This is a genomic window from Cellulomonas humilata (genome assembly GCF_030814415.1).
GTDB lineage: Bacteria > Actinomycetota > Actinomycetes > Actinomycetales > Cellulomonadaceae > Cellulomonas > Cellulomonas humilata_A.
In genome coordinates this window covers 450177-470287 of record NZ_JAUSVB010000004.1, presented here as the reverse complement: position 1 = coordinate 470287, position 20111 = coordinate 450177, and the positions used below count along the sequence as shown (strand labels likewise).

Sequence of the window (20111 nt, the reverse complement as noted above, 5' to 3'; positions counted from 1 at the left end):
ATGGTACTGCACTCGCCAGGGTGTGGGAGAGTAGGACGCCGCCGGACATCATTCAGGAAGAGCCACCCCTACGGGGGTGGCTCTTTCTGTTTCCCCACCAGAGTTTTGTGCGCGCAACGTCGGGCGTATTGACTACCAAGAATCACTGCAGTGTCGTCCCCGTTCCGCATCGTCGGTGCGGCCCGCTGGTTGCCGTCCGGCACCCGGAGCCGGGGATGAGACGATGGGGCGGTCGATCGCGACGAGGAGAGCACACAGATGAACAGCGAGAATCGTGCCGGGAGCACACCTGACGGCCGTGGCCGGTCGGGTGGGGCGGACCGAGGTCGACCCGACGGCAACAACAGCTCGGCACGTGGATCGCAGGGCGGTGGCGGAGCGCCCCGCGGCGGATCGTCCGGGGGCAGCGGGCGACCGCGCTCTGGCGGATCGGCGCAGGGCGGTAGCCGTGCGTCGGGTTCGTCGTACGGCTCCGGTGGCGACCGTGGCTACCGTCCCTCGTCCGGTGGCCGCCCGCCCGGCGACGACCGCGGCTTCCGACCGTCGTCCGCCGGCCGCGCTGGTGACTCGCGCGGCGGCGACCGGCCTGCGTCCGGTGGCGACCGGCCGTCCTACGGCAACCGGTCCGGTGGCGACCGCCCCGGCTACGGGCGCAGCGAGCGACCGGCCTACGGCGACCGCAGCGGTGCTGGTGACCGTGGCCGTGGTGGCGAGCGTCCGTCCTCCGGGGACCGTGGCAACAGCTACGGCGCCGGCAGGTCGAGCGAGCGTCCGTCGTACGGCGACCGCAGCGGCGGCCGCGACCAGGGTCGCGGCTCCGAGCGTCCGTCGTACGGAGACCGGTCCGGCGGCGAGCGCTCGTCGTACGGGAACCGTCCTGCCGGCGACCGCCCCTCGTACGGCAGTCGTCCTGCGGGTGACCGGCCGTCCTATGGCAGCCGACCCGCAGGTGACCGACCCTCGTACGGCAACCGGTCAGCCGGTGACCGTCCCTCGTACGGTGACCGTTCCGCCTCCGGTGACCGTGGGCGTGGCGACCGTCCGTCGTACGGCAACCGTTCTGGTGGAGACCGTCCCTCCTACGGCAGTCGCCCTGGCGGCGACCGGTCCGGCGGTGGAGAGCGTCCGTCCTACGGCAACCGCGGCGCCGGCGATCGTCCGTCCTATGGCGACCGGTCGGGTGGCGGCGACCGTGGCCGCGGCGGAGACCGTCCGACGACGGGTGGCCGCCCCGGTGGTGACCGTCCGTCGTACGGGGACCGTCCTTCTGGCGGCGATCGTCCGTCGTACGGCAACCGTCCCTCGGGCGGGGATCGCCCCTCCTACGGTGACCGCTCGAGCGGTGGGGACCGCGGACGCGGTGGCGACCGACCTTCGTACGGTGACCGGTCCGGTGGTGAGCGGTCCGGCTACGGCAACCGCCCCTCGGGTGGTGAGCGCCCGTCGACCGGGGATCGGTCCGGTGGCGGCGATCGCGGCCGCGGCGGCGATCGTCCGTCGTACGGCAACCGATCCTCCAGCGGTGACCGGCCGACCTATGGCGACCGGTCGGGTCGCCCGTCGGGTGACCGACCGTCGTACGGAGACCGGCCGTCCGGCGGCGACAGGTCGTCGTCCGGCAACCGCCCGTCGGGTGGCGGCCGTCCTTCGGGCGACCGCCCCTCGTACGGTGACCGGTCCGGGGGCGAGCGCTCCGGCTACGGAGATCGCCCTGCGTCCGGCGGCGACCGCGACCGTGGTGCCGCTCGTCCGTCCTACGGTGACCGCCCCTCTGGCGGCGGCGACCGCGGCCGCGGCGCCGAGCGACCGTCCTACGGCGACCGTGCAGGTGGGGGGCGTCCGAGCGAGGGCGACCGTCGCTCCTTCGGCGACCGGCCCAGCCAGGGCAGCCGTCCGTCCGGGGAGCGCAGCTCGACCGAGCGGCGGCCCTCGAGCGACCGACCGTCGTCGAGCGGTCAGCGTCCGTCGTCGGCAGACCGTGGCGAGCGGACCGGCTCCTCGCGGCCCGCAGCCGGTGGCAACCGGGCGGATCGCCCGGCGACCGGTGATCGTCGACCCCCGTCCGGCGGGTCCCGCGACGACCGTTCCGGCTCGAGCCGGAGCCACGGTGCCGGCACGGACCGTCGGGAGAGCGACGACCGTCGGCTGACGCGTCCGCCGCAGGACGAGCGCGTCGTCGCCCCTGAGATCCCGGACGAGGTCGTGTTCAGCGACCTCGACCGCTCGGTCCGTGGGCGCCTGCGCACGCTGAGCAAGGACAACGCGGACGGTGTCGGCCGCCACCTCGTGATGGTGGGTCGGCTGCTCGACGTGGCGCCCGAGCTCGCGTACGAGCACGCCCAGGCCGCGGTCCGGCGGGCCGGGCGCGTCGACGTCGTGCGCGAGGCGGCCGGTCTGGCCGCGTACCGCACGGGTCGTTACGCGGAGGCGCTGCGCGAGCTGCGCACCGTGCGACGGCTGAACGGCTCGTCCGAGCACCTGGCGATCATGGCCGACTGCGAACGCGGCCTCGGTCGACCCGAGCGTGCGCTCGCGCTGGCTCAGGAGCCCGAGGCAGAGACTCTCGACGCCGAGGCGCAGATCGAGCTCGCGATGGTCGTGAGTGGCGCGCGCCTGGACCTCGGCCAGGCCGAGGCTGCTGTCGCCGCTCTGTCGACCCCCGCCGTGCGAGCGGGTACCGGGGTCGTCGCGATCCGGGTGGCTCAGGCGCGCGCGGCTGCGCTGGAGGCGGCCGGACGGTCCGCCGACGCACTCGCCGAGCTCGCGCCGTACACGCAGGAGCAGCTCGACGAGGCCGCCGGGGACGTCGAGCTGGAGGACGAGGTGGTCTCGTTCGACCTGAGCGAGTTCGACGCCGACGGCGAGTACGACGAGGAGGCGCCCGAGGAGGGTGTCGACGCCGTCGACCGCGCAGAGGATGACGAGCCGGACGGCTCCGACGACGACGACGATGACGACTCGGACGACGACGATGACGACTCCCGCGACGACGGTGACGGCTCCGATGACGATGCTGACCTGTCGGCCGAGGACGCGGACCTCGTCGATCGTGCGGCTGACGTCCAGGCCGTCGACGCCGACGCTCCCGACGGAGCGGATGGCGACAGCGCCGCGGACGGCAGCGCCGACGCGGTGATCGGGGCCGATGTCGTGGCGGAAGCGGACGACGTGGTGACCGAGATCGGCGACGTGGCGGAAGCTGACGACGTGGCGGAAGCTGACGACGTGGCGGACGCTGACGACGTGGTGACCGAGGTCGATGACGTGGCGGACGCTGACGACGAGATCGGCGTGGACGACGTGTCGGAAGCCGATGAGGCGGGCGCCTCGCTCGAGGGCTCCGAGGCCGGGGCGAACGGGTCGGACGAGGCGGAGGGCGGTCGGTGACGGGCGGTCTCGTCGGCTCGCAGACGCCGCTCGCAGACCGTTTCGACCTCGCGCTCGTCGACCTGGACGGGGTCGCCTACCGCGGCCACGAGCCGATCGACGGCGCGGCCGAGGGGCTGACGTCGGCGCGTGCGCGAGGCATGCGGCTGGTGTTCGTCACCAACAACGCGTCGCGCGAGCCGGAGTCGGTCGCGGACCAGCTCACGGAGCTGGGCATCGCGGCGGAGCCGTCGGAGGTCATGACGGCCGCGCAGGCGGCTGCGCAGCTGCTATTGACGCGGCTGCCGCGCGGGTCGAAGGTGCTGGTCGTCGGTGGTGCGGGCCTGGTCACGGCCGTGCGCGCGGCCGGGTACCTGGTCGTGGAGTCGGCCGACGACGATCCGGCGGCGGTCGCGCAGGGCTTCGCCCCGGAGGTCGGCTGGCCGCAGCTGGCGGAGGCGGCGTACGCCGTGGGACGCGGGGCGTGGCACGTGGCGTCGAACCTCGACCTGAGCCTGCCGACGGCGCGCGGGTTCGCGCCCGGGAACGGCTCGCTCGTCGGGGCCGTACGGGCGGCGACGGGTGTGGTGCCGGACAGCGCGGGCAAGCCGTCGCCGACCATGTACGACATGGCCGTGGAGCGGGTGGGGGCGCGCGAGACGCTCGTCATCGGTGACCGTCTGGACACCGACCTGGCCGGAGCGCGTGCGGGCGGCTACATCGGTCTGCACGTGCTCACGGGCGTCAGCTCGGCGCGGGACGACGTCCTCGCCGTGCCGGGGGAGCGTCCGCACCTGATCGGGGCCGACCTGCGGTCGCTGCTCGTCGCGCACCCGGAGCCGCAGCAGGGCTCGGAGGGCTGGTGGACCGTCCGCGGTGCGTCGGCTCGCGTGCTCGACGGCCGGCTCGAGCTCGGTCGCGGGACGCCGTCGTCCGTCGAGGACGAGGTCGACGTCGTGCGGGCCGCGTGCGCGGCGGCGTGGACGGCGGTCGATGCCGGTGTCGAGCTCGACCCGACGTCGGTCCCCGAGCTTGCGACGACCCTCGACCACGACTGACCGAGACGTCCGGGTGCCAGTCTGTGTGTGGCGACGGGTTGTTGTGGGCCGCGCCAGGTAGCGTGGGCGCGTCCCGTGGCGCCTCGGTGCCCATCGGGTCCGGCGGTGAGCGATCCGCGGACCGTGCGGGTACACGACCACGTCGGGAGGCGGCGCAGTGAGCGAGACGGACATCACCTCGACGTCGGACGACGCCGTCGACCAGGCACTGTCGGCACTGACCGGCCTCGAGGACCAGCCGTTGCGCGACCACGTCGCGGTGTTCGACGCGGTCCACGGCGCCCTCCAGGACCGGCTCGCGGACGCGGAGGGCTGACCTGCGGTGACCACACGCCTCGACACGGAGCTGGTGCGTCGCGGTCTGGCCCGGTCGCGCCGCCACGCCGGCGAGCTGATCGCGGCCGGCCGGGTCACCGTCGACGGCTCGGCGGTGGCGCGCAGTGCAGCGCAGGTCACGGACGAGCGGCAGGTCGCCGTCCAGGCGGACGACGCCGATCCCGAGTACGCCTCGCGTGCCGGGCACAAGCTGGCGGGCGCGCTCGACGCGCTCGGCGCGGACGGGCCGGTCGTCGCCGGTAGGCAGTGCCTCGACGCGGGCGCGAGCACCGGGGGCTTTACGGACGTGCTGCTGCGCCGGGGCGCCACCAGGGTCGTCGCCGTGGACGTGGGGCACGACCAGCTGGTCGATGCGCTGCGCCAGGACCCGCGCGTGGAGGTCCGGGAAGGTGTCAACGTCCGGACGCTGACCGCGGGAGACGTCGACCCCGCGCCGGACCTGGTCGTCGCGGACCTCTCGTTCATCTCGCTGACCCTCGTGCTCCCCGCGCTCGCTGCCGTGGCACGCCCCGACGCCGACCTGCTGGTGATGGTGAAGCCCCAGTTCGAGGTCGGGCGCGAGCGGCTCGGGTCGGGCGGGGTCGTCCGCGTCCCCGCGCTGTGGGTCGACGCCGTCGTCGGCGTGGCCCGTGCTGCGGCCGAGCTCGGTCTCGCGGTGCGCGGCGTGGTCCGCAGCCCGCTGCCCGGACCGAGCGGGAACGTCGAGTTCTTCCTGTGGCTCGCCCGGTCGGACGGCCCCGGCCCGGTGCAGGTGCCCGTCGAGACGATCACGGACGCCGTGCTGGCGGACGGCGAGGTGGCCCCGTGACCCGGCGCGCCCTGGTGGTCACCCACGGTGGCCGCGAGGAGGCCGTGTCGGCCACCCACGACGCCGTCCGTGAGCTCGAACGAGCGGGCGTCGAGGCCGTCCTGGCTGCGGAGGACGCCGTCGCGGCGGACCTGCCGGCCTTCGAGCTCGCCATCGTGCTCGGGGGCGACGGGACGATCCTGCGGGCGGCCGAGCTGACGCGCGGGACCTCCGTACCGCTGCTGGGCGTGAACCTCGGGCACGTCGGGTTCCTGGCCGAGAGCGAGCGCGAGGACATCGGCGAGGCCGTGCGGCGCCTGACCGCAGGCGAGTTCGACGTCGAGGAGCGAGGCACCCTCGACGTGCGCGTCCTGCGACCGGACGGGAGCACCGGCACCGGGTGGGCGCTCAACGAGGCGGCACTGGAGAAGGTCGACCGCTCCCGCATGCTCGAGGTGCTCCTGGAGGTCGACGGCCACCCGCTGTCGTCGTTCGGTTGCGACGGCATCGTCGCGGCCACCGCCACGGGCTCGACCGCGCACGCGTTCTCCGCCGGCGGCCCCGTGGTGTGGCCGGACGTGGACGGCATGATCCTCGTCCCGATCTCCGCCCACGCGCTGTTCGCGCGGCCGCTCGTCGTCGGCCCCCGCAGCAGGCTCGCCGTCGAGGTGCTCGAACGGTCGCCCGCCGCGGGCCTGGTGACGCTCGACGGACGCCGACGCCTCGAGGTCCCCCCGGGTTCGCGGGTGGAGGTCACGCGCAGCGACATCCCGGTGCGGCTCGCACGGCTGACGCCGGCGCCGTTCACCACCCGGCTCGTGAACAAGTTCGGGCTGCCGGTCGACGGGTGGCGCGGTCGGGCGAGCGCACCCCGGCCGTCCGCACGACCCACCGCTCGACCCACGACCCCGGAGGTCACGGCGTGATCGAGGAGATCCGCATCGACAACCTCGGCGTCATCGGCCGGGCGCACGTCGAGCTGGGACCGGGGCTGACGGTCCTGACCGGCGAGACGGGCGCCGGGAAGACGATGGTGCTCACCGCCCTCAACCTGCTGCTCGGCGGCAAGGCGGACCCGGCGACGGTGCGCGTCGGGTCGACGACGGCGGCGGTCGAGGGGCGTGTCGTGCTGGCCGCGGGTGGCGCGGCGCTCGAGCGGGCCGCGGAGGCCGGTGCCGAGCTCGACGACGACGGCAGCCTGGTGCTCCTGCGGACGGTCGGCGCCGGTACGGACGGCGTTGCGGGCCGCTCGCGTGCGTACGTGGGCGGGCGGTCCGTCCCGCAGGGAGTGCTCGCCGAGCTCGCGGACGAGCTGGTCACCGTGCACGGGCAGGCCGACCAGGCACGGCTGCGGTCACCTTCCGTGCAGCGGGAGGCGCTCGACGAGTTCGTCGGGGCCGCGCACCGCGAGGTGCTCGTTCGCTACCGCGCCGCCTGGGTCGAGCGCGCACGCGTGGACGCGGAGCTCACGGAGCTGGTCGACCAGGCTCGGGACCGGACGCGCGAGGCCGAGCTGCTGCGCCTCGGCCTGGCCGAGGTGGAGCGGGTGGACCCGCAGCCCGCCGAGGACGTCACGCTCGCCGAGGAGGTCGACCGGCTCTCGCACGCCGAGGACCTGCGGACCGCGGCGGCGGGGGCGCACGCGGCGCTCGTCGGCGAGGACGGGGCCGACGAGGGTTCCGCGGCCGTCGGCACGATCGAGCTCGCGCGTCGGCTGCTGGAGCACGAGGGCTCGCACGACCCGGCGCTCGCCGCGCTGACCACGCGCATCGCCGAGGCCGGGTACCTGCTCGCGGACGTCTCCACCGACCTGGCCGCCTACCTGGAGGACCTGCAGGCGGACCCGCTGCGCCTCGACGCCGCGCAGCGTCGTCGTGCCGAGCTGGGCACCCTGACGCGCAGCTACGGCTCGACCGTGACCGAGGTGCTGGCCTGGGCGGACACCGCCGGCCGTCGCCTGCTCGACCTCGACGGCGGCGACGAGCGCATCGCCGAGCTGCGCGACGCCCGCGGGCGGCTCGACGACGAGCTGGGCACGCTGGCCGAAGCGCTGACCGCGGGGCGGCTCGGCGGTGCCGAGCGGTTGTCCGGCGTGGTCTCCGAGGAGCTCTCGGGACTGGCGATGGGCGGTGCCGAGCTGCGGGTGGTCGTCGATGCCGCGGACGAGCCCGGACCACACGGCGCCGACCGCGTCGAGATGCTTCTCGTCCCGCACGCCGGGGCGCCCGCGCGACCGCTGGGCAAGGGCGCGTCCGGCGGCGAGCTGTCCCGCGTGATGCTCGCCATCGAGGTCGCGCTCGCCACGGCCCCCGGCGCCACGCGGCCGGGCACCTTCGTGTTCGACGAGGTCGACGCGGGCGTCGGTGGCCGGGCGGCGGTCGAGGTCGGTCGACGGTTGTCGGCGCTCGCGCAGGGCAGCCAGGTGCTCGTCGTGACCCACCTCGCGCAGGTCGCGGCCTTCGCCGACCACCACCTCGTGGTCACCAAGTCGACCGCCGACGGGGTCGACGTGGTCACCGAGTCGGACGTGCGTTTGGTCACGCGGGACGAGCGCGTACGCGAGCTGGCCCGCATGCTGTCCGGTCAGGAGGACTCCGACGCGGCGCGGACGCATGCCGCAGAACTGCTCGAGCTCTCGTCCGTGGGACGATGAGCGGCGATGAGAGCCTCCCTGCGCAAGCGCACCGCCCTGCCCGAAGCCGGCGTCGCGGCCGGTCCGGCACGTGTCGACCCCCGGACCAAGGCGCTGACCAAGCGCCTGCGCCCCGGTGACATCGCGGTCATCGACCACCTCGACCTCGACCGGGTCTCCGCCGAGGCGCTCGTGGCGTGCCAGCCGTCGGTCGTGCTCAACGCGGCGCGCTCGACGTCGGGCCGGTACCCCAACCTGGGCCCGGAGATCCTCATCGAGGCGGGCATCCCGCTGATCGACGACCTCGGCGCGGACGTCATGGCCGTCCCCGAGGGGCATCGGCTGCGGATCGTCGACGCGGCGGTGTACGACGGCGACACGCTCGTCGCCGAGGGTGTGCTGCAGACCGAGGCGAGCGTGTCGGCAGCGATGGAGGAGGCCCGCGCCGGCCTCTCCGTGCAGCTCGAGTCGTTCGCGGCGAACACGATGGACTACCTGCGTCGCGAGCGGGACCTGCTGCTCGACGGCATCGGGGTGCCGGACATCTCGACCGAGATCGACGGTCGGCACGTGCTCATCGTCGTGCGCGGGTACCACTACAAGGAAGACCTCGTCACGCTGCGCCCGTACATCCGCGAGTACCGGCCGGTGCTCATCGGGGTCGACGGGGGAGCGGACGCGATCCTGGACGCCGGGTGGAAGCCCGACCTCATCGTCGGCGACATGGACTCCGTCTCCGACCGCGCACTGATGTGCGGTGCGGAGGTGGTCGTGCACGCCTATCGCGACGGCCGTGCGCCCGGTCTCGCCCGTGTGGAGCAGCTCGACGTCAAGCACGTCGTGTTCCCGGCCACGGGCACGAGCGAGGACGTCGCCATGCTCCTCGCCGACGACAAGGGCGCCGAGCTCATCGTCGCCGTCGGCACGCACGCCACGCTGGTGGAGTTCCTCGACAAGGGCCGTTCCGGCATGGCGAGCACGTTCCTCACGCGCCTGCGGGTCGGCAGCAAGCTGGTCGACGCGAAGGGTGTGTCGCGGCTCTACCGGAACCGGATCTCGAACCTCCAGCTCACGCTCCTGGTCCTGTCCGGGCTCCTCGCCCTCGGCGTGGCGCTCGCCTCGACCGCAGCGGGCCAGACCTTGATCGGCCTCTCCGGGGCCCGCCTCGATGACATCACCTCGTGGGTGGGCGGTCTCTTCGGATGACCCCTGCCGCTGCCCGCACCCTGCACCTGGTCCCGGTCCTCGCCGGTGACGTACCCGACGGAGACCTCGCACTGTGATCGACTTCCGCTACCACATCGTCTCGCTCATCTCGGTCTTCCTCGCGCTCGCCGTCGGCATCGCGCTCGGCGCGGGCCCGCTCAAGGAGACGATCGGGGACACGCTCACCGGCCAGGTCGAGCAGCTGCGCGGGGAGAAGGACGCGCTGCGCGCCGAGCTCGACACGACGACCGGCGCCCTGCAGGACGCCGAGACGTACATCGACGCCGCAGGACCGCAGCTGCTCGACGGGTCGCTCACCGACCGTCGCGTGGCCGTCATCGCGCTCGGCGAGGTCGACGAGTCGACCCGGACCGCGATCGACGAGCGGCTCGCGGAGTCCGGCGCGAGCGTCACGGCGCACGTGACCTTGACCGAGACCTGGGCGGACCCCGACGCGCGGACGTTCCGGCAGGCCCTGGTCGGTCAGCTGCTCACGTACCTCGACCCGGTCCCGGCCGACGACGCCGGCGTGGAGGAGGAGCTCGCCTCCGCCCTCGTGCAGGCGCTCGTCACGTCGGACCCGAGCAACCCGGACGTGCTCTCCGACGACGCCTCCGTGCTGCTGCAGCTCCTGTCGTCGAGCGAGAGCGACAGCCCGCTGGTGACCGTCGCGGACCAGGTCACCGTGCCCGCCGACGCGATCGTCGTGCTCGGCGTGCCGTTCGAGCAGCCGGCCGAGGGTGCGACGCCCACCGCTGTGCCCGACGAGTCCTTCGCCGCCCAGCTCGCCGTGCTGAGCGCGGCCCAGGAGCTGTCGTCGGGTGCCGTGCTCGCCGACGGACCCCGCGGCGAGGGCAGCCTCACCGACGCCGTGCTCGCCGACCAGGACCTGGCGTCGACCCTGACGACCGTCTCGGGAACCGAGGTCGTCACCGGGCAGGTCAACGTGCCGCTCGCTCTCGCGGGTCGGATCGCCGGGACCAACGGGCACTACGGCTTCGGCGAGAACGAGACGCCGCTGCCTGCAGCAGTGGAGCTCCCGCCGGTCGACCGCTCGCCGCGGGTGCCCGAGGGCGTGGGCGAGACCGCCGGGACCGAGGGATGACGGTCGGGCTGCCGCGCCGCCTCCTCACCGGTGTCGTCGCGAGTGCGGTGACCGCGGTCGTGCGCGGCGCGCTCGACGCGCAGGCGCCGGGTGGTCAGGCGCGCTGGACCCGCACGAACCACAGGGGCGAGCCGATCAGCCTGCTCGAAGGACCGGCCGTCGCTGCGGGACTTCTCGCCGGAGGCCTCGTCGGAGCACCCTCGACGCGCGGCGCGGTGGCGCTCACGGTGGCGACGGCGTCGGGCGCGGCCTTCGGGCTCGTCGACGACCTCGGCGAGGACACCAGCACGCGTCGCAAGGGCCTGCGGGGGCACCTCGGTGCGCTCGCGCATGGTGAGCTCACCACGGGCGGTCTCAAGGTGCTCGGCATCGGTGCGGGAGCGCTCGTCGCGGCAGCCGCGGCGACGCCCCTGCAGCGGCCCGACGGCACGCGTCGCTCGACGGTCGGCTGGCTCGCTGATGTCGCCGCGTCGGGCGCGCTGGTCGCGTCGAGCGCCAACCTGCTGAACCTGCTCGACCTGCGGCCGGGCCGCGCCCTCAAGGCGGCGACGCTCGTCGCGGCTCCGCTGGGCCTGAGCGCGGGCGGTGGCGCCGGGGCAGGCGCCGCGGTGCTCGGCGTGGTGGGTGCAGCGATGGACCAGGATCTCGCCGAGGCCGACATGCTCGGTGACGGTGGTGCCAACGCGCTGGGCGCGACGCTCGGCACGGCGATCGTGCTGAGCGCCCCCCGACCTGTCCGGCTCGCTGCGCTCGGCGTCGTCGTAGCGCTGACGGTCGCCAGCGAGAAGGTCAGCTTCACGCGCGTGATCGAGCGCACCCCCGTGCTGCGGGACATCGACGGCTGGGGTCGACGTCCCGTCGACCCGCCGGCGGGCCGGTCCGCGTGAGCCCCACGGCGCGGCGCTTGGTCGCCGGGCTCGGTGGTGCCGCGGTCATGATCGCGGCCGTGACGGTCCTGAGCCGCGTGCTCGGGTTCGGCCGGTACCTCGTCCAGGCGTACGCGTTCCGCGAGGGGAGCATCGGCGGGGTCTACAACGCCGCGAACACGCTGCCCAACGTCCTGTTCGAGGTTGCCGCGGGCGGGGCGCTCGCGGGGGCGCTGATCCCGGTGCTTGCACTGCCCGTGTCGCGCGCGCTGCGCAAGGACGTCGACGCGATCACGTCGGCGACGTTCGGCTGGACGCTGCTGGTGCTGGTACCGCTCGGCGCCGCCCTCGCCGCAGCCAGCGGGCTGATCGCGTCCGTGTGGCCGAAGCTCGACGAGGCGGAGCAAGGGCTCCTGCAGTACTTCATCGCCGTCTTCGCCGTCCAGGTCCCGATGTACGGCATCGCGGTGCTGCTGTACGCGGTGCTCCAGGCGCACAAGAAGTTCTTCTGGCCGGCGTTCGCCCCCGTCCTGTCGTCCCTGGTCGTGATCACGACCTACCTCGTCTATGCGGCGCTGGCCGACGGGGAGGTCGACGACCCGGCCGCCGTCGCGGACGGAGCGCTCGCCGTGCTCGGCTGGGGAACCACCCTCGGCGTCGCGGCGATGTGCTTCCCGATGTTCGTGCCGGTCCACCGGCTCGGCGTGCGGATCCGACCGACGCTGCGGTTCCCGCCCGGGGTCGGCCGACGGCTGGCCGTGCTCGCGTTCGCCGGGGTCGGCTCGCTCGTGGCACAGCAGCTCTCCGTGCTCGTGGCGCTGCTGGTGGCCAACGACCGCGGCAGCGTCGGCACGTGGTCGGTCTACCTCTGGTCGCAGCAGGTCTACCTCCTGCCGTACGCGGTGCTCGTCGTCCCGCTGGCCACGTCCACGTTCCCTCGGCTCGCGCAGCGGGCCGCGTCCGGCGAGCACGACGCGTTCGCACGGATGGCGTCCGGCACCCTGCGCGCGGTCCTGGCGGCGGCGGCCTTGGGGGCTGCCGTGCTGGTGGCGGCCGCGCCGGCCGTGACCGACCTCTTCGTCTGGATCGCGGACGGCGGACCGGCGATGGAGGCGATGACCACGGCGATCACGTGGATGGCCCCCGGCCTGCTCGGGTTCGCGCTCATGTTCCACGCGTCCCGGGCGCTGTACGCGCTCGAGCGCGGACGGTCGGCGATCACGGCCAACGTCGTGGGCTGGGGCACGGTCGTCGTCGCGACACCGCTGCTCGCCGCCGCGCTCGCACCCGCCGGTGACGACCCCGCGGCGACCCTGCTCGCGCTCGCCCAGGCCGGCTCGCTCGGCATGCTCGTCGGCGGCACGCTCGCGGTCGTCCTGCTGCGCCGCGCGGCCGGGCGTCCCGCGACCGCCGGGGTGACCCGGGCGGCAGTCGTGCTCGTCGCCGGGGCCGCAGTCGGCGCGCTCGCGGGCCGGTGGGTGGTGGACGCGGTCGCCGAGGTCGCCGGACACGGCCCGGTCACCGCGCTCGGAGCCGCGGCGGGCGGTGCGGTCATCGCGTCTCTCGTCGTCGCCGGTGCCGTGCTCGCGGGAGACCGCGCGACGCTCCAGGACTTCCGCACGATCGAGTCCCAGCCGCGTCCGCCCGCACCGGTGCCCGTCACCGACCCCGCGAACCCGGGCGCACCGTTGTCCTGACGGCCGACGTGTCCGGACTCACCCCGTCCGGCTCTCCGGCAACGGGCGTTCGTCAGGTAGGTTGGAATCCCGTGACAGAGCGCGCGCATCGACTCTCCGGGCGGTCGGAATCCACGACCCGGCACATCTTCGTCACCGGGGGTGTCGCCTCCTCCCTCGGCAAGGGTCTGACGGCGAGCAGCCTCGGCCGACTCCTTCGCTCCCGTGGCCTTCGCGTCACGATGCAGAAGCTCGACCCGTACCTCAACGTGGACCCGGGCACCATGAACCCGTTCCAGCACGGTGAGGTCTTCGTCACCGAGGACGGCGCCGAGACCGACCTGGACGTCGGCCACTACGAGCGGTTCCTCGACGTCAACCTCGTCGGCTCGGCCAACGTGACGACCGGCCAGGTCTACTCGCAGGTCATCGCCAAGGAGCGTCGCGGCGAGTACCTCGGGGACACCGTGCAGGTCATCCCGCACATCACCGACGAGATCAAGACCCGCATGCGTCAGCAGGCGGAGGCCGACATCGACGTGATCATCACGGAGATCGGCGGCACCGTCGGCGACATCGAGTCGCTGCCGTTCCTCGAGGCAGCCCGTCAGGTGCGCCACGACCTCGGCCGCGACAACGTGTTCTTCCTGCACGTGTCCCTCGTGCCGTACATCGGTCCGTCGGGCGAGCTCAAGACCAAGCCGACGCAGCACTCCGTCGCCGCCCTGCGCAGCATCGGCATCCAGCCGGACGCCATCGTCCTGCGTGCGGACCGCGAGGTCCCCGAGGCCACGAAGCGCAAGATCGCGCTGATGTGCGACGTCGACGTCGAGGGTGTCGTCACCGCCAAGGATGCGCCGAGCATCTACGACATCCCGCGCGTGCTGCACTCCGAGGGGCTCGACGCGTACGTCGTGCAGCGGCTCAGCCTCCCGTTCCGGGACGTCGTCTGGAAGGGCTGGGACGACCTGCTGCACCGCGTGCACCAGCCGGCCCACCGCGTCGAGGTCGCCCTCGTCGGCAAGTACATCGACCTGCCCGACGCCTACCTGTCCGTGACCGAGGCCCTGCGCGCCGGCGGCTTCCACCACGACACCAAGGTCGTCATCCGCTGGGTGACCTCCGACGACTGCCAGACGCCCGAGGGCGCCCGGCTGGCGCTCGAGGGCGTCGACGCGGTGCTGGTGCCCGGTGGCTTCGGCGTCCGGGGCATCGAGGGCAAGCTCGGTGCGCTGCGCTGGTCGCGCGAGAACCTGATCCCGACGCTCGGGATCTGCCTCGGTCTGCAGTGCATGGTCATCGAGTACTCGCGCACGATGCTCGGCCTCGACGGTGCGTCGTCGTCCGAGTTCGACGCCGACCCCGCGCACCCGGTCATCGCGACGATGGCCGAGCAGCTCGCGATCGTCGGCGGCGACGGCGACCTCGGCGGCACCATGCGGCTGGGCGCCTACGAGGCGCTGCTCACGCCCGGGTCGGTCGTCGCCGAGGCGTACGGCGCGACGAAGGTCTCCGAGCGTCACCGGCACCGCTACGAGGTGAACAACGCGTACCGCGACAAGCTCGAGGAGGCCGGCCTGGTCATCTCCGGCGTCTCGCCCGACACCTCGCTCGTCGAGTTCGTCGAGCTGCCGCGCGACGTGCACCCGTACTACGTCTCCACGCAGGCGCACCCGGAGTTCAAGTCGCGTCCGACCCGGGCGCACCCGCTGTTCGCCGGGCTCATCGAGGCTGCTCTCGCCCAGCGCGGCGACGAGTCCTGATGGTCGCTGACCTCGAGGCACCGCGTCCCGTCGTGTCGCACGAGGTGATCCACGCGGGGAAGATCTTCGACCTCGTGGGTGACGTGGTGGATCTCGGGGACACGCAGGTGCTCCGCGAGTACGTCGCGCACCCGGGTGCCGTGGCCGTGATCGCGCTGGACGACGCCGACCGCGTCCTGCTGCTCTCGCAGTACCGGCACCCGGTGCGCTCCGAGCTCTGGGAGCCGCCCGCCGGACTGCGGGACGTCCCCGACGAGGAGCTCGTCGTGGCCGCGGCCCGGGAGCTCGCCGAGGAGGCCGACCTGGTCGCCGGATCGTGGTGGAGGCTGGTCGACTTCTTCACCACGCCCGGGGGCTCGGACGAGCGGATCCGGGTGTTCCTGGCGCGTGACCTGCGTCCGGTGGCGGACGCCGACCGCCACACGCGGACCGACGAGGAGGCCGGGATGGTGCCGGTGTGGGTCGCGCTCGACGACGCCGTGGACGCGGCGCTGTCCGGTCGCCTGCACAGCCCCACGGCCGTCACCGGGGTCCTGGCCGCAGCGGCGGCGCGGTCGCGCGGCTGGTCGACGCTGGAGCCCGTCACCGCCTGACCCTGCCGCCCTCTCCCGTCGGAGAGGGCGGCGTCGTCGTCAGCGGCTGGTCGAGCGCCGGTACTGGTAGTTGGCCAGCGGGACGAACACGATGATGAAGATCGCGGACCAGATCAGCGTGTAGAGCACCGGGTTCTGCAGCGGCCACGCGTCCGGGGTCGGGACGCCTTCGGGGATGTTGCCGAACAGCTCGCGGGAGGCCTGGGTCACCGCCGAGACCGGGTTCCACTCGGCGAACGTCTGCAGGGGAGCGGGCAGCGTCTCGAGCGGCACGAAGGTGTTGGCCACGAACGTCAGCGGGAAGATCACGATGAACGTGGCGTTGTTGAACACCTCGACGCTGGGCACGAGCATGCCGAGCCACGCCATGATCCACGAGACCGCGTACGCGAAGATGAGGAGCAGCAGGTAGCCGAGGGCTGCCTCGATGGGCGAGCTGTGGATGGCCCACCCGACCAGCAGCCCGGTCAGCGACATGACGATGAGCACGAGGACGTTGTTGGCGACATCGGAGATCGTGCGGCCGGTGAGTACCGCCGACGGTGCCATGGGCAACGAGCGGAACCGGTCGATGATGCCCTTCTTGACGTCCTCGGCCAGCCCGGCGCCGGTGATCGTGGCCCCGAAGATGACGGTCTGCGCGAAGATCCCGGCCATCAGGAACTCCCGGTACGCGTCCGGGTCGGTCCCGCCGGGCACCGCGATCGCCCCGCCGAAGACGAACGCGAAGAGCAGGACGAACATGATCGGCGACAACGTGGTGAAGACCAGCAGGTCGGGGACGCGCTTGATCTTGATGATGTTGCGCCGGGCGACGACATAGGCGTCCGAGAAGACGGTGGGCGCGGCCATCAGGCACCTCCGGTGGAGGACTCGTCGGTGGCCGCGTGCCGGCCGGGTTGCGTCGGCGTCGCTACGGGAGCGTCCGGTGGTGGGGTGTCCTCCTCGCTCGCGTGCCCCGTCAGGGACAGGAACACGTCGTCGAGCGTGGGTCGGCGCAGCCCGACGTCGTCGATCCCGATCTGCGCGTCGTCGAGGACCCGCAGCGCCTCGGTGAGCACCTGCGCTCCGCCGGCGATCGGCATGAGCAGGGTGCGACGGCCCTCGTCCAGCCCGGCCTTGCCGACCCCGAGTGGCTCGAGGAGGTCCCGGGCGGCGTGCAGGGTCGCCGGGTCCCGGACGGTGAGCTCGAGGCGCTCGCCGCCGACCTGCATCTTCAGCTGGTCGGCCGTGCCCTGCGCGATGATCTTTCCGTGGTCGATGACCACGATGTCGTCGGCCAGCAGGTCGGCCTCCTCCAGGTACTGCGTGGTCAGCAGGAGGGTCGTCCCGCCGGCGACGAGGTTCTGGATCACCTCCCACATCTCGGTACGCCCGCGGGGGTCCAGGCCCGTGGTCGGCTCGTCGAGGAAGATGATCGGTGGGTCCGCCACGAGCGCACCGGCGAGGTCGAGCCTGCGGCGCATGCCGCCCGAGTACGTCTTGGACGGACGGTCGGCGGCGTCCTCGAGCCGGAACGACGCGAGCAGCTCGCGCGCCCGCTCCCGGGAGCGCTTGACGCCCAGGTGGTACAGCCGGCCGATCATGTCGAGGTTCTCGAAGCCGGTGAGGTACTCGTCGACGGCCGCGTACTGTCCGGACAGCCCGATGCGCCGGCGCACGTCCCGCGGCCTGGCCAGGACGTCCACCCCGGCGACGGTCGCGGAGCCCTCGTCGGGCTGCAGGAGGGTGGTCAGGATGCGGACGATGGTGGTCTTGCCAGCGCCGTTGGGCCCGAGCAGGCCCAGCACCGAGCCGGTCGGTACGGCGAGATCGACCCCGTCGAGGGCCGTGACGGTCTTGTACCTCTTGACGAGTCCCGTTGCGGTGATCGCGTCTGCCATGGACCGAGGCTAGAAGAGACCTCTGACACCCGAACAGGGAAAACCGGACAAGCAGGGGCTACAGGCTGACGCGCGTGCGCAGGCTCCCGACGAAGAACGTGACTGCCGTCGCCAGCAGGGCGGCGCCGAGCATGTGCAGGTTGACCAGGCCGATCGGCAGTCCGGTGAACAGCTGGACGTAGCCGATGGCGCCCTGCGCGAGCGTGACGGCCAGGAGCACGAGCCCGGTGGTCCAGGGCCGGCCCGAGACACCGCGACGGTGCAGGAGGACCAGCACGACGACGAGCACGACGATGAACGCCCAGACCGAGGCGGCGTGCAGCTTCGACATGGTCCACGGGTCGACGTCGAACCGGTAGCCCACCTCGTCGTCCCCCGAGTGCGGTCCGGCGCCCGTGACGACGACACCGAGCACCAGGACCACGGCGGTGAGCGCGGTGAGCACCCGGACGAGGAGCCGGGTGGTCCGGTCGACCAGCGGCACGGCCGGACCGTCGCCCTCGCTCGTGCGCACGACCAACCACGTGGAGAACGCGACCAGCGCCATCGAGATGAGCAGGTGGCCGCCGACGATCGCGGGGTGCAGGTCGACGAGCACCGTGATGCCGCCGATGACCGCCTGGAGCAGCACGCCCACCACGGGGACCAGGCCCAGCCGGCGGTACGACCAGGGGCGGCGACGGTCGAGGACCACCAGCACGGCGACGACCGTCGCGACGGCCACGAGCAGCCCGCTGACGGTGCGGTTGCCGAACTCGATGAACGGGTGGATCGACGTCGCGTCGTGGAACCGCGGCGTGAACTCGCCCGGCTCGCACTCGGGCCACGTCGAGCACCCCAGGCCGGAGCCGGTGAGCCGCACGGCGCCGCCGGTGACGATGATGAGGACCTGGCCGACGAGGTTGGCGACGACTGCGGTCCAGGTCCACCGGTCGCGGAACCGGTCCAGGGTCGACGCGTCGGTCTCGAGGGCGGGGGACGAGCTCACGACGACCAGCCTACGGTCCGGCCGGTCGGCCCCTGACCGGTCCACGCGGGAGGCTCGTCACACCGGTCAGTGCCAGCGGAACAGGCGGCTCGCGCCCCACCCGAGCGCGGCGGTCCAGCCGACGAGGACCACGACCGACCACCCGGGCAGGACGCCGTGCATCAGGGTCTCGCGCATGGCCTCGCCGAGCGCTCCGGACGGCAGCAGCAGGGCGATGTGGGCCATCGGGCCGGGGAGCTGGCTGGCCGGGATGATGACGCCGCCGGCGACCGCGAGCACGAGCAGCAGCAGGTTCGCGACGGCGAGGACCGCCTCCGCGCGCAGGGTCCCAGCGACGAGCAGGGCGAGGGAGGTGAAGGCGGCGGTCCCGAGCACGATCGCGACCATGGCGAGCGCGATCCCGGCGAGGTCGGGGTGCCAGCCGAGCAGCAGCGCGGTCATTCCGATGACGACGACCTGGACGACCTCCACGACGAGGACGCCGAGCACCTTGCCCGCGAGCAGCCCGCCGCGGCCCAGCGGCGTCGTCGAGAGCAGTCGCAGGACGCCGTTGCGACGGTCGAACGACGAGGCGATGGCCTGCGACGTGAACGACGTGGTCATCACCGCCAGGGCGAGGATGCCGGGGGTCAGGAAGTCGATCCGGCTGGCGCCGCCGGTGTCGAGCTCGATCCCGGTCACCCGCGTCAGCCCGACGAGCACCAGCACGGGCACGATGATCGTGACCAGCAGCTGCTCGCCGTTGCGCAGGATGGCGCGGGCCTCGAAGGAGGTCTGGGCGAGGACGCGGCGGCGGGTGGAGGCGGGCGCGCTCATCGCAGGTTCCTTCCGGTCAGGTCGAGGAACACGTCCTCGAGGGTGCGGCGCCCGACGGTCAGCTGCGTCGCCAGCGCGCCCTGCGTGGCGAGCCAGGCGGTGACGGCGGCGACCGCGTCGGGGTCGACGGCGCCGGTGACGGTGTAGGACCCGTCGCGCGGCTCGGTGACGACGAAGCCCGCGCCGAGCGCGGCGTGCAGGTCGAGCCCGGGGGCGGTCTCGAGCCGCAGGGTCCGGTCCTCGGCCGAGGACACGAGCGACGGCACCGAGCCGTGGGCGATGACGCGGCCGTGGTCGACGACGACGACCTGGTCGGCGAGGTCCTCCGCCTCGTCCATCAGGTGGGTGGTGAGCACGACGGCGACGCCCTCGTCGCGCAGCTCGCGCACCAGGTCCCAGACCGCGTGCCGGGTCTGCGGGTCCATCCCGGCGCTGGGCTCGTCGAGGAACACGACCTCGGGCCGGCCGACGATCGCCGCAGCGAGCGCGAGCCGCTGTCGCTGGCCCCCGGACAGCCGCCGGACGGTGGTGCGCGCGAACGACCCGAGACCGAGGCGCTCGGTGAGCTCGCCCAGGTCCCGCGGGTCGGCGTACATCCGGGAGACGTGCGCGAGCATCTCGTGCGCCCGGACGCCCGTCGGCAGGCCGCCGTCCTGCAGCATGACGCCCACGCGCGGCCGGAGGTCGCGGGGCTGGGTCACCGGGTCGAGGCCCAGCACGCGCACGCTGCCGCCGTCGGGCTCCCGCAGGCCCTCGCAGCACTCGACCGTCGTCGTCTTGCCCGCGCCGTTGGGTCCGAGGACCGCGGTCACCTGGCCGTGGTGGGCGACGAGGTCGAGCCCGTCGACGACGGCACGGCCGCCGTAGCGCTTGACGAGCCCGGAGATCTCGAGCGCGGGGGAGTCGGGCACGAGAGGGAAGTCTAGGGCGCCCTGGCGACCGTGCCGTGTGACGGACGCGACCCGAGCGAAGGGTCTCCTTGCTTGCAGGGATGGATATTGGCAACAAGGATGTTGCCAATATCGCGGCCCTAGTT

General features: G+C 73.3%; 17 protein-coding genes. 12 read left to right on the top strand and 5 right to left on the bottom strand.

Annotation, left to right across the window (positions count from 1 at the left end):
- The first annotated feature begins 2202 nt into the window (after positions 1-2202).
- From J2X26_RS16290 to J2X26_RS16235, 12 genes are all read left to right on the top strand, one after another.
- Complete coding sequence (locus J2X26_RS16290) at positions 2203-3387, top strand: hypothetical protein (RefSeq protein WP_307493749.1); 1185 nt, start codon at positions 2203-2205, stop codon at positions 3385-3387.
- Positions 3384-4424 carry an HAD-IIA family hydrolase gene (locus tag J2X26_RS16285; RefSeq protein ID WP_307493748.1) on the top strand — a complete coding sequence of 347 codons (1041 nt, stop codon included), beginning with the start codon at positions 3384-3386 and terminating at the stop codon, positions 4422-4424. The genes J2X26_RS16290 and J2X26_RS16285 overlap by 4 nt, the downstream gene beginning before the upstream one ends.
- Before the next feature lie 157 nt (positions 4425-4581).
- Complete coding sequence (locus J2X26_RS16280; protein ID WP_307493747.1) at positions 4582-4740, top strand: hypothetical protein; 159 nt, start codon at positions 4582-4584, stop codon at positions 4738-4740.
- A gap of 6 nt (positions 4741-4746) precedes the next feature.
- The gene (locus tag J2X26_RS16275) at positions 4747-5568 is read left to right on the top strand and encodes a TlyA family RNA methyltransferase (RefSeq protein WP_307493746.1); all 822 of its coding nucleotides are present in this window, start codon (positions 4747-4749) and stop codon (positions 5566-5568) included.
- Positions 5565-6473, top strand: a complete 909-nt coding sequence (locus J2X26_RS16270; protein ID WP_307493745.1) for an NAD kinase — start codon at positions 5565-5567, stop codon at positions 6471-6473. The genes J2X26_RS16275 and J2X26_RS16270 overlap by 4 nt, the downstream gene beginning before the upstream one ends.
- Positions 6470-8200 (top strand): DNA repair protein RecN, encoded by a 1731-nt coding sequence (recN, locus tag J2X26_RS16265; RefSeq protein WP_307493744.1) that lies wholly within the window; start codon positions 6470-6472, stop codon positions 8198-8200. The genes J2X26_RS16270 and recN overlap by 4 nt, the downstream gene beginning before the upstream one ends.
- 6 nt (positions 8201-8206) lie before the next feature.
- On the top strand, positions 8207-9385 hold the full coding sequence (gene steA / locus J2X26_RS16260) for a putative cytokinetic ring protein SteA (protein ID WP_307493743.1): 1179 nt from the start codon (positions 8207-8209) through the stop codon (positions 9383-9385).
- 73 nt (positions 9386-9458) lie between these two features.
- A complete protein-coding gene (locus J2X26_RS16255) occupies positions 9459-10490 on the top strand; it encodes a copper transporter (RefSeq protein WP_307493742.1) in 1032 nt (343 codons plus the stop codon).
- Positions 10487-11377 (top strand): hypothetical protein, encoded by an 891-nt coding sequence (locus J2X26_RS16250; RefSeq protein ID WP_307493741.1) that lies wholly within the window; start codon positions 10487-10489, stop codon positions 11375-11377. The genes J2X26_RS16255 and J2X26_RS16250 overlap by 4 nt, the downstream gene beginning before the upstream one ends.
- Positions 11378-11436: 59 nt before the next feature.
- Positions 11437-13053: a murein biosynthesis integral membrane protein MurJ gene (gene murJ, locus J2X26_RS16245; RefSeq protein WP_307493740.1), complete on the top strand. Its 1617-nt coding sequence runs from the start codon at positions 11437-11439 to the stop codon at positions 13051-13053.
- 71 nt (positions 13054-13124) lie between these two features.
- On the top strand, positions 13125-14795 hold the full coding sequence (locus tag J2X26_RS16240; protein WP_307493739.1) for a CTP synthase: 1671 nt from the start codon (positions 13125-13127) through the stop codon (positions 14793-14795).
- Positions 14795-15388, top strand: coding sequence for an NUDIX domain-containing protein (locus tag J2X26_RS16235; RefSeq protein ID WP_307493738.1), 594 nt, complete (start codon positions 14795-14797; stop codon positions 15386-15388). Before J2X26_RS16240 ends, J2X26_RS16235 begins: the two co-directional genes overlap by 1 nt.
- A 39-nt stretch (positions 15389-15427) precedes the next feature.
- Here J2X26_RS16235 and J2X26_RS16230 read toward each other — a convergent pair whose 3' ends face one another.
- The 5 genes from J2X26_RS16230 to J2X26_RS16210 all read right to left on the bottom strand — a co-directional run bounded on the left by J2X26_RS16230 (position 15428) and on the right by J2X26_RS16210 (position 19986).
- Positions 15428-16240 (bottom strand): ABC transporter permease, encoded by an 813-nt coding sequence (locus J2X26_RS16230; protein ID WP_307493737.1) that lies wholly within the window; start codon positions 16238-16240, stop codon positions 15428-15430.
- The gene (locus J2X26_RS16225) at positions 16240-17271 is read right to left on the bottom strand and encodes an ATP-binding cassette domain-containing protein (RefSeq protein ID WP_307493736.1); all 1032 of its coding nucleotides are present in this window, start codon (positions 17269-17271) and stop codon (positions 16240-16242) included. Before J2X26_RS16225 ends, J2X26_RS16230 begins: the two co-directional genes overlap by 1 nt.
- 58 nt (positions 17272-17329) lie before the next feature.
- Positions 17330-18259, bottom strand: a complete 930-nt coding sequence (locus J2X26_RS16220) for a COX15/CtaA family protein (RefSeq protein WP_307493735.1) — start codon at positions 18257-18259, stop codon at positions 17330-17332.
- Positions 18260-18325: 66 nt separating this feature from the next.
- The gene (locus J2X26_RS16215) at positions 18326-19075 is read right to left on the bottom strand and encodes an ABC transporter permease (RefSeq protein ID WP_307493734.1); all 750 of its coding nucleotides are present in this window, start codon (positions 19073-19075) and stop codon (positions 18326-18328) included.
- The gene (locus J2X26_RS16210; protein WP_307493733.1) at positions 19072-19986 is read right to left on the bottom strand and encodes an ABC transporter ATP-binding protein; all 915 of its coding nucleotides are present in this window, start codon (positions 19984-19986) and stop codon (positions 19072-19074) included. The genes J2X26_RS16215 and J2X26_RS16210 overlap by 4 nt, the downstream gene beginning before the upstream one ends.
- Positions 19987-20111 lie beyond the last annotated feature (125 nt).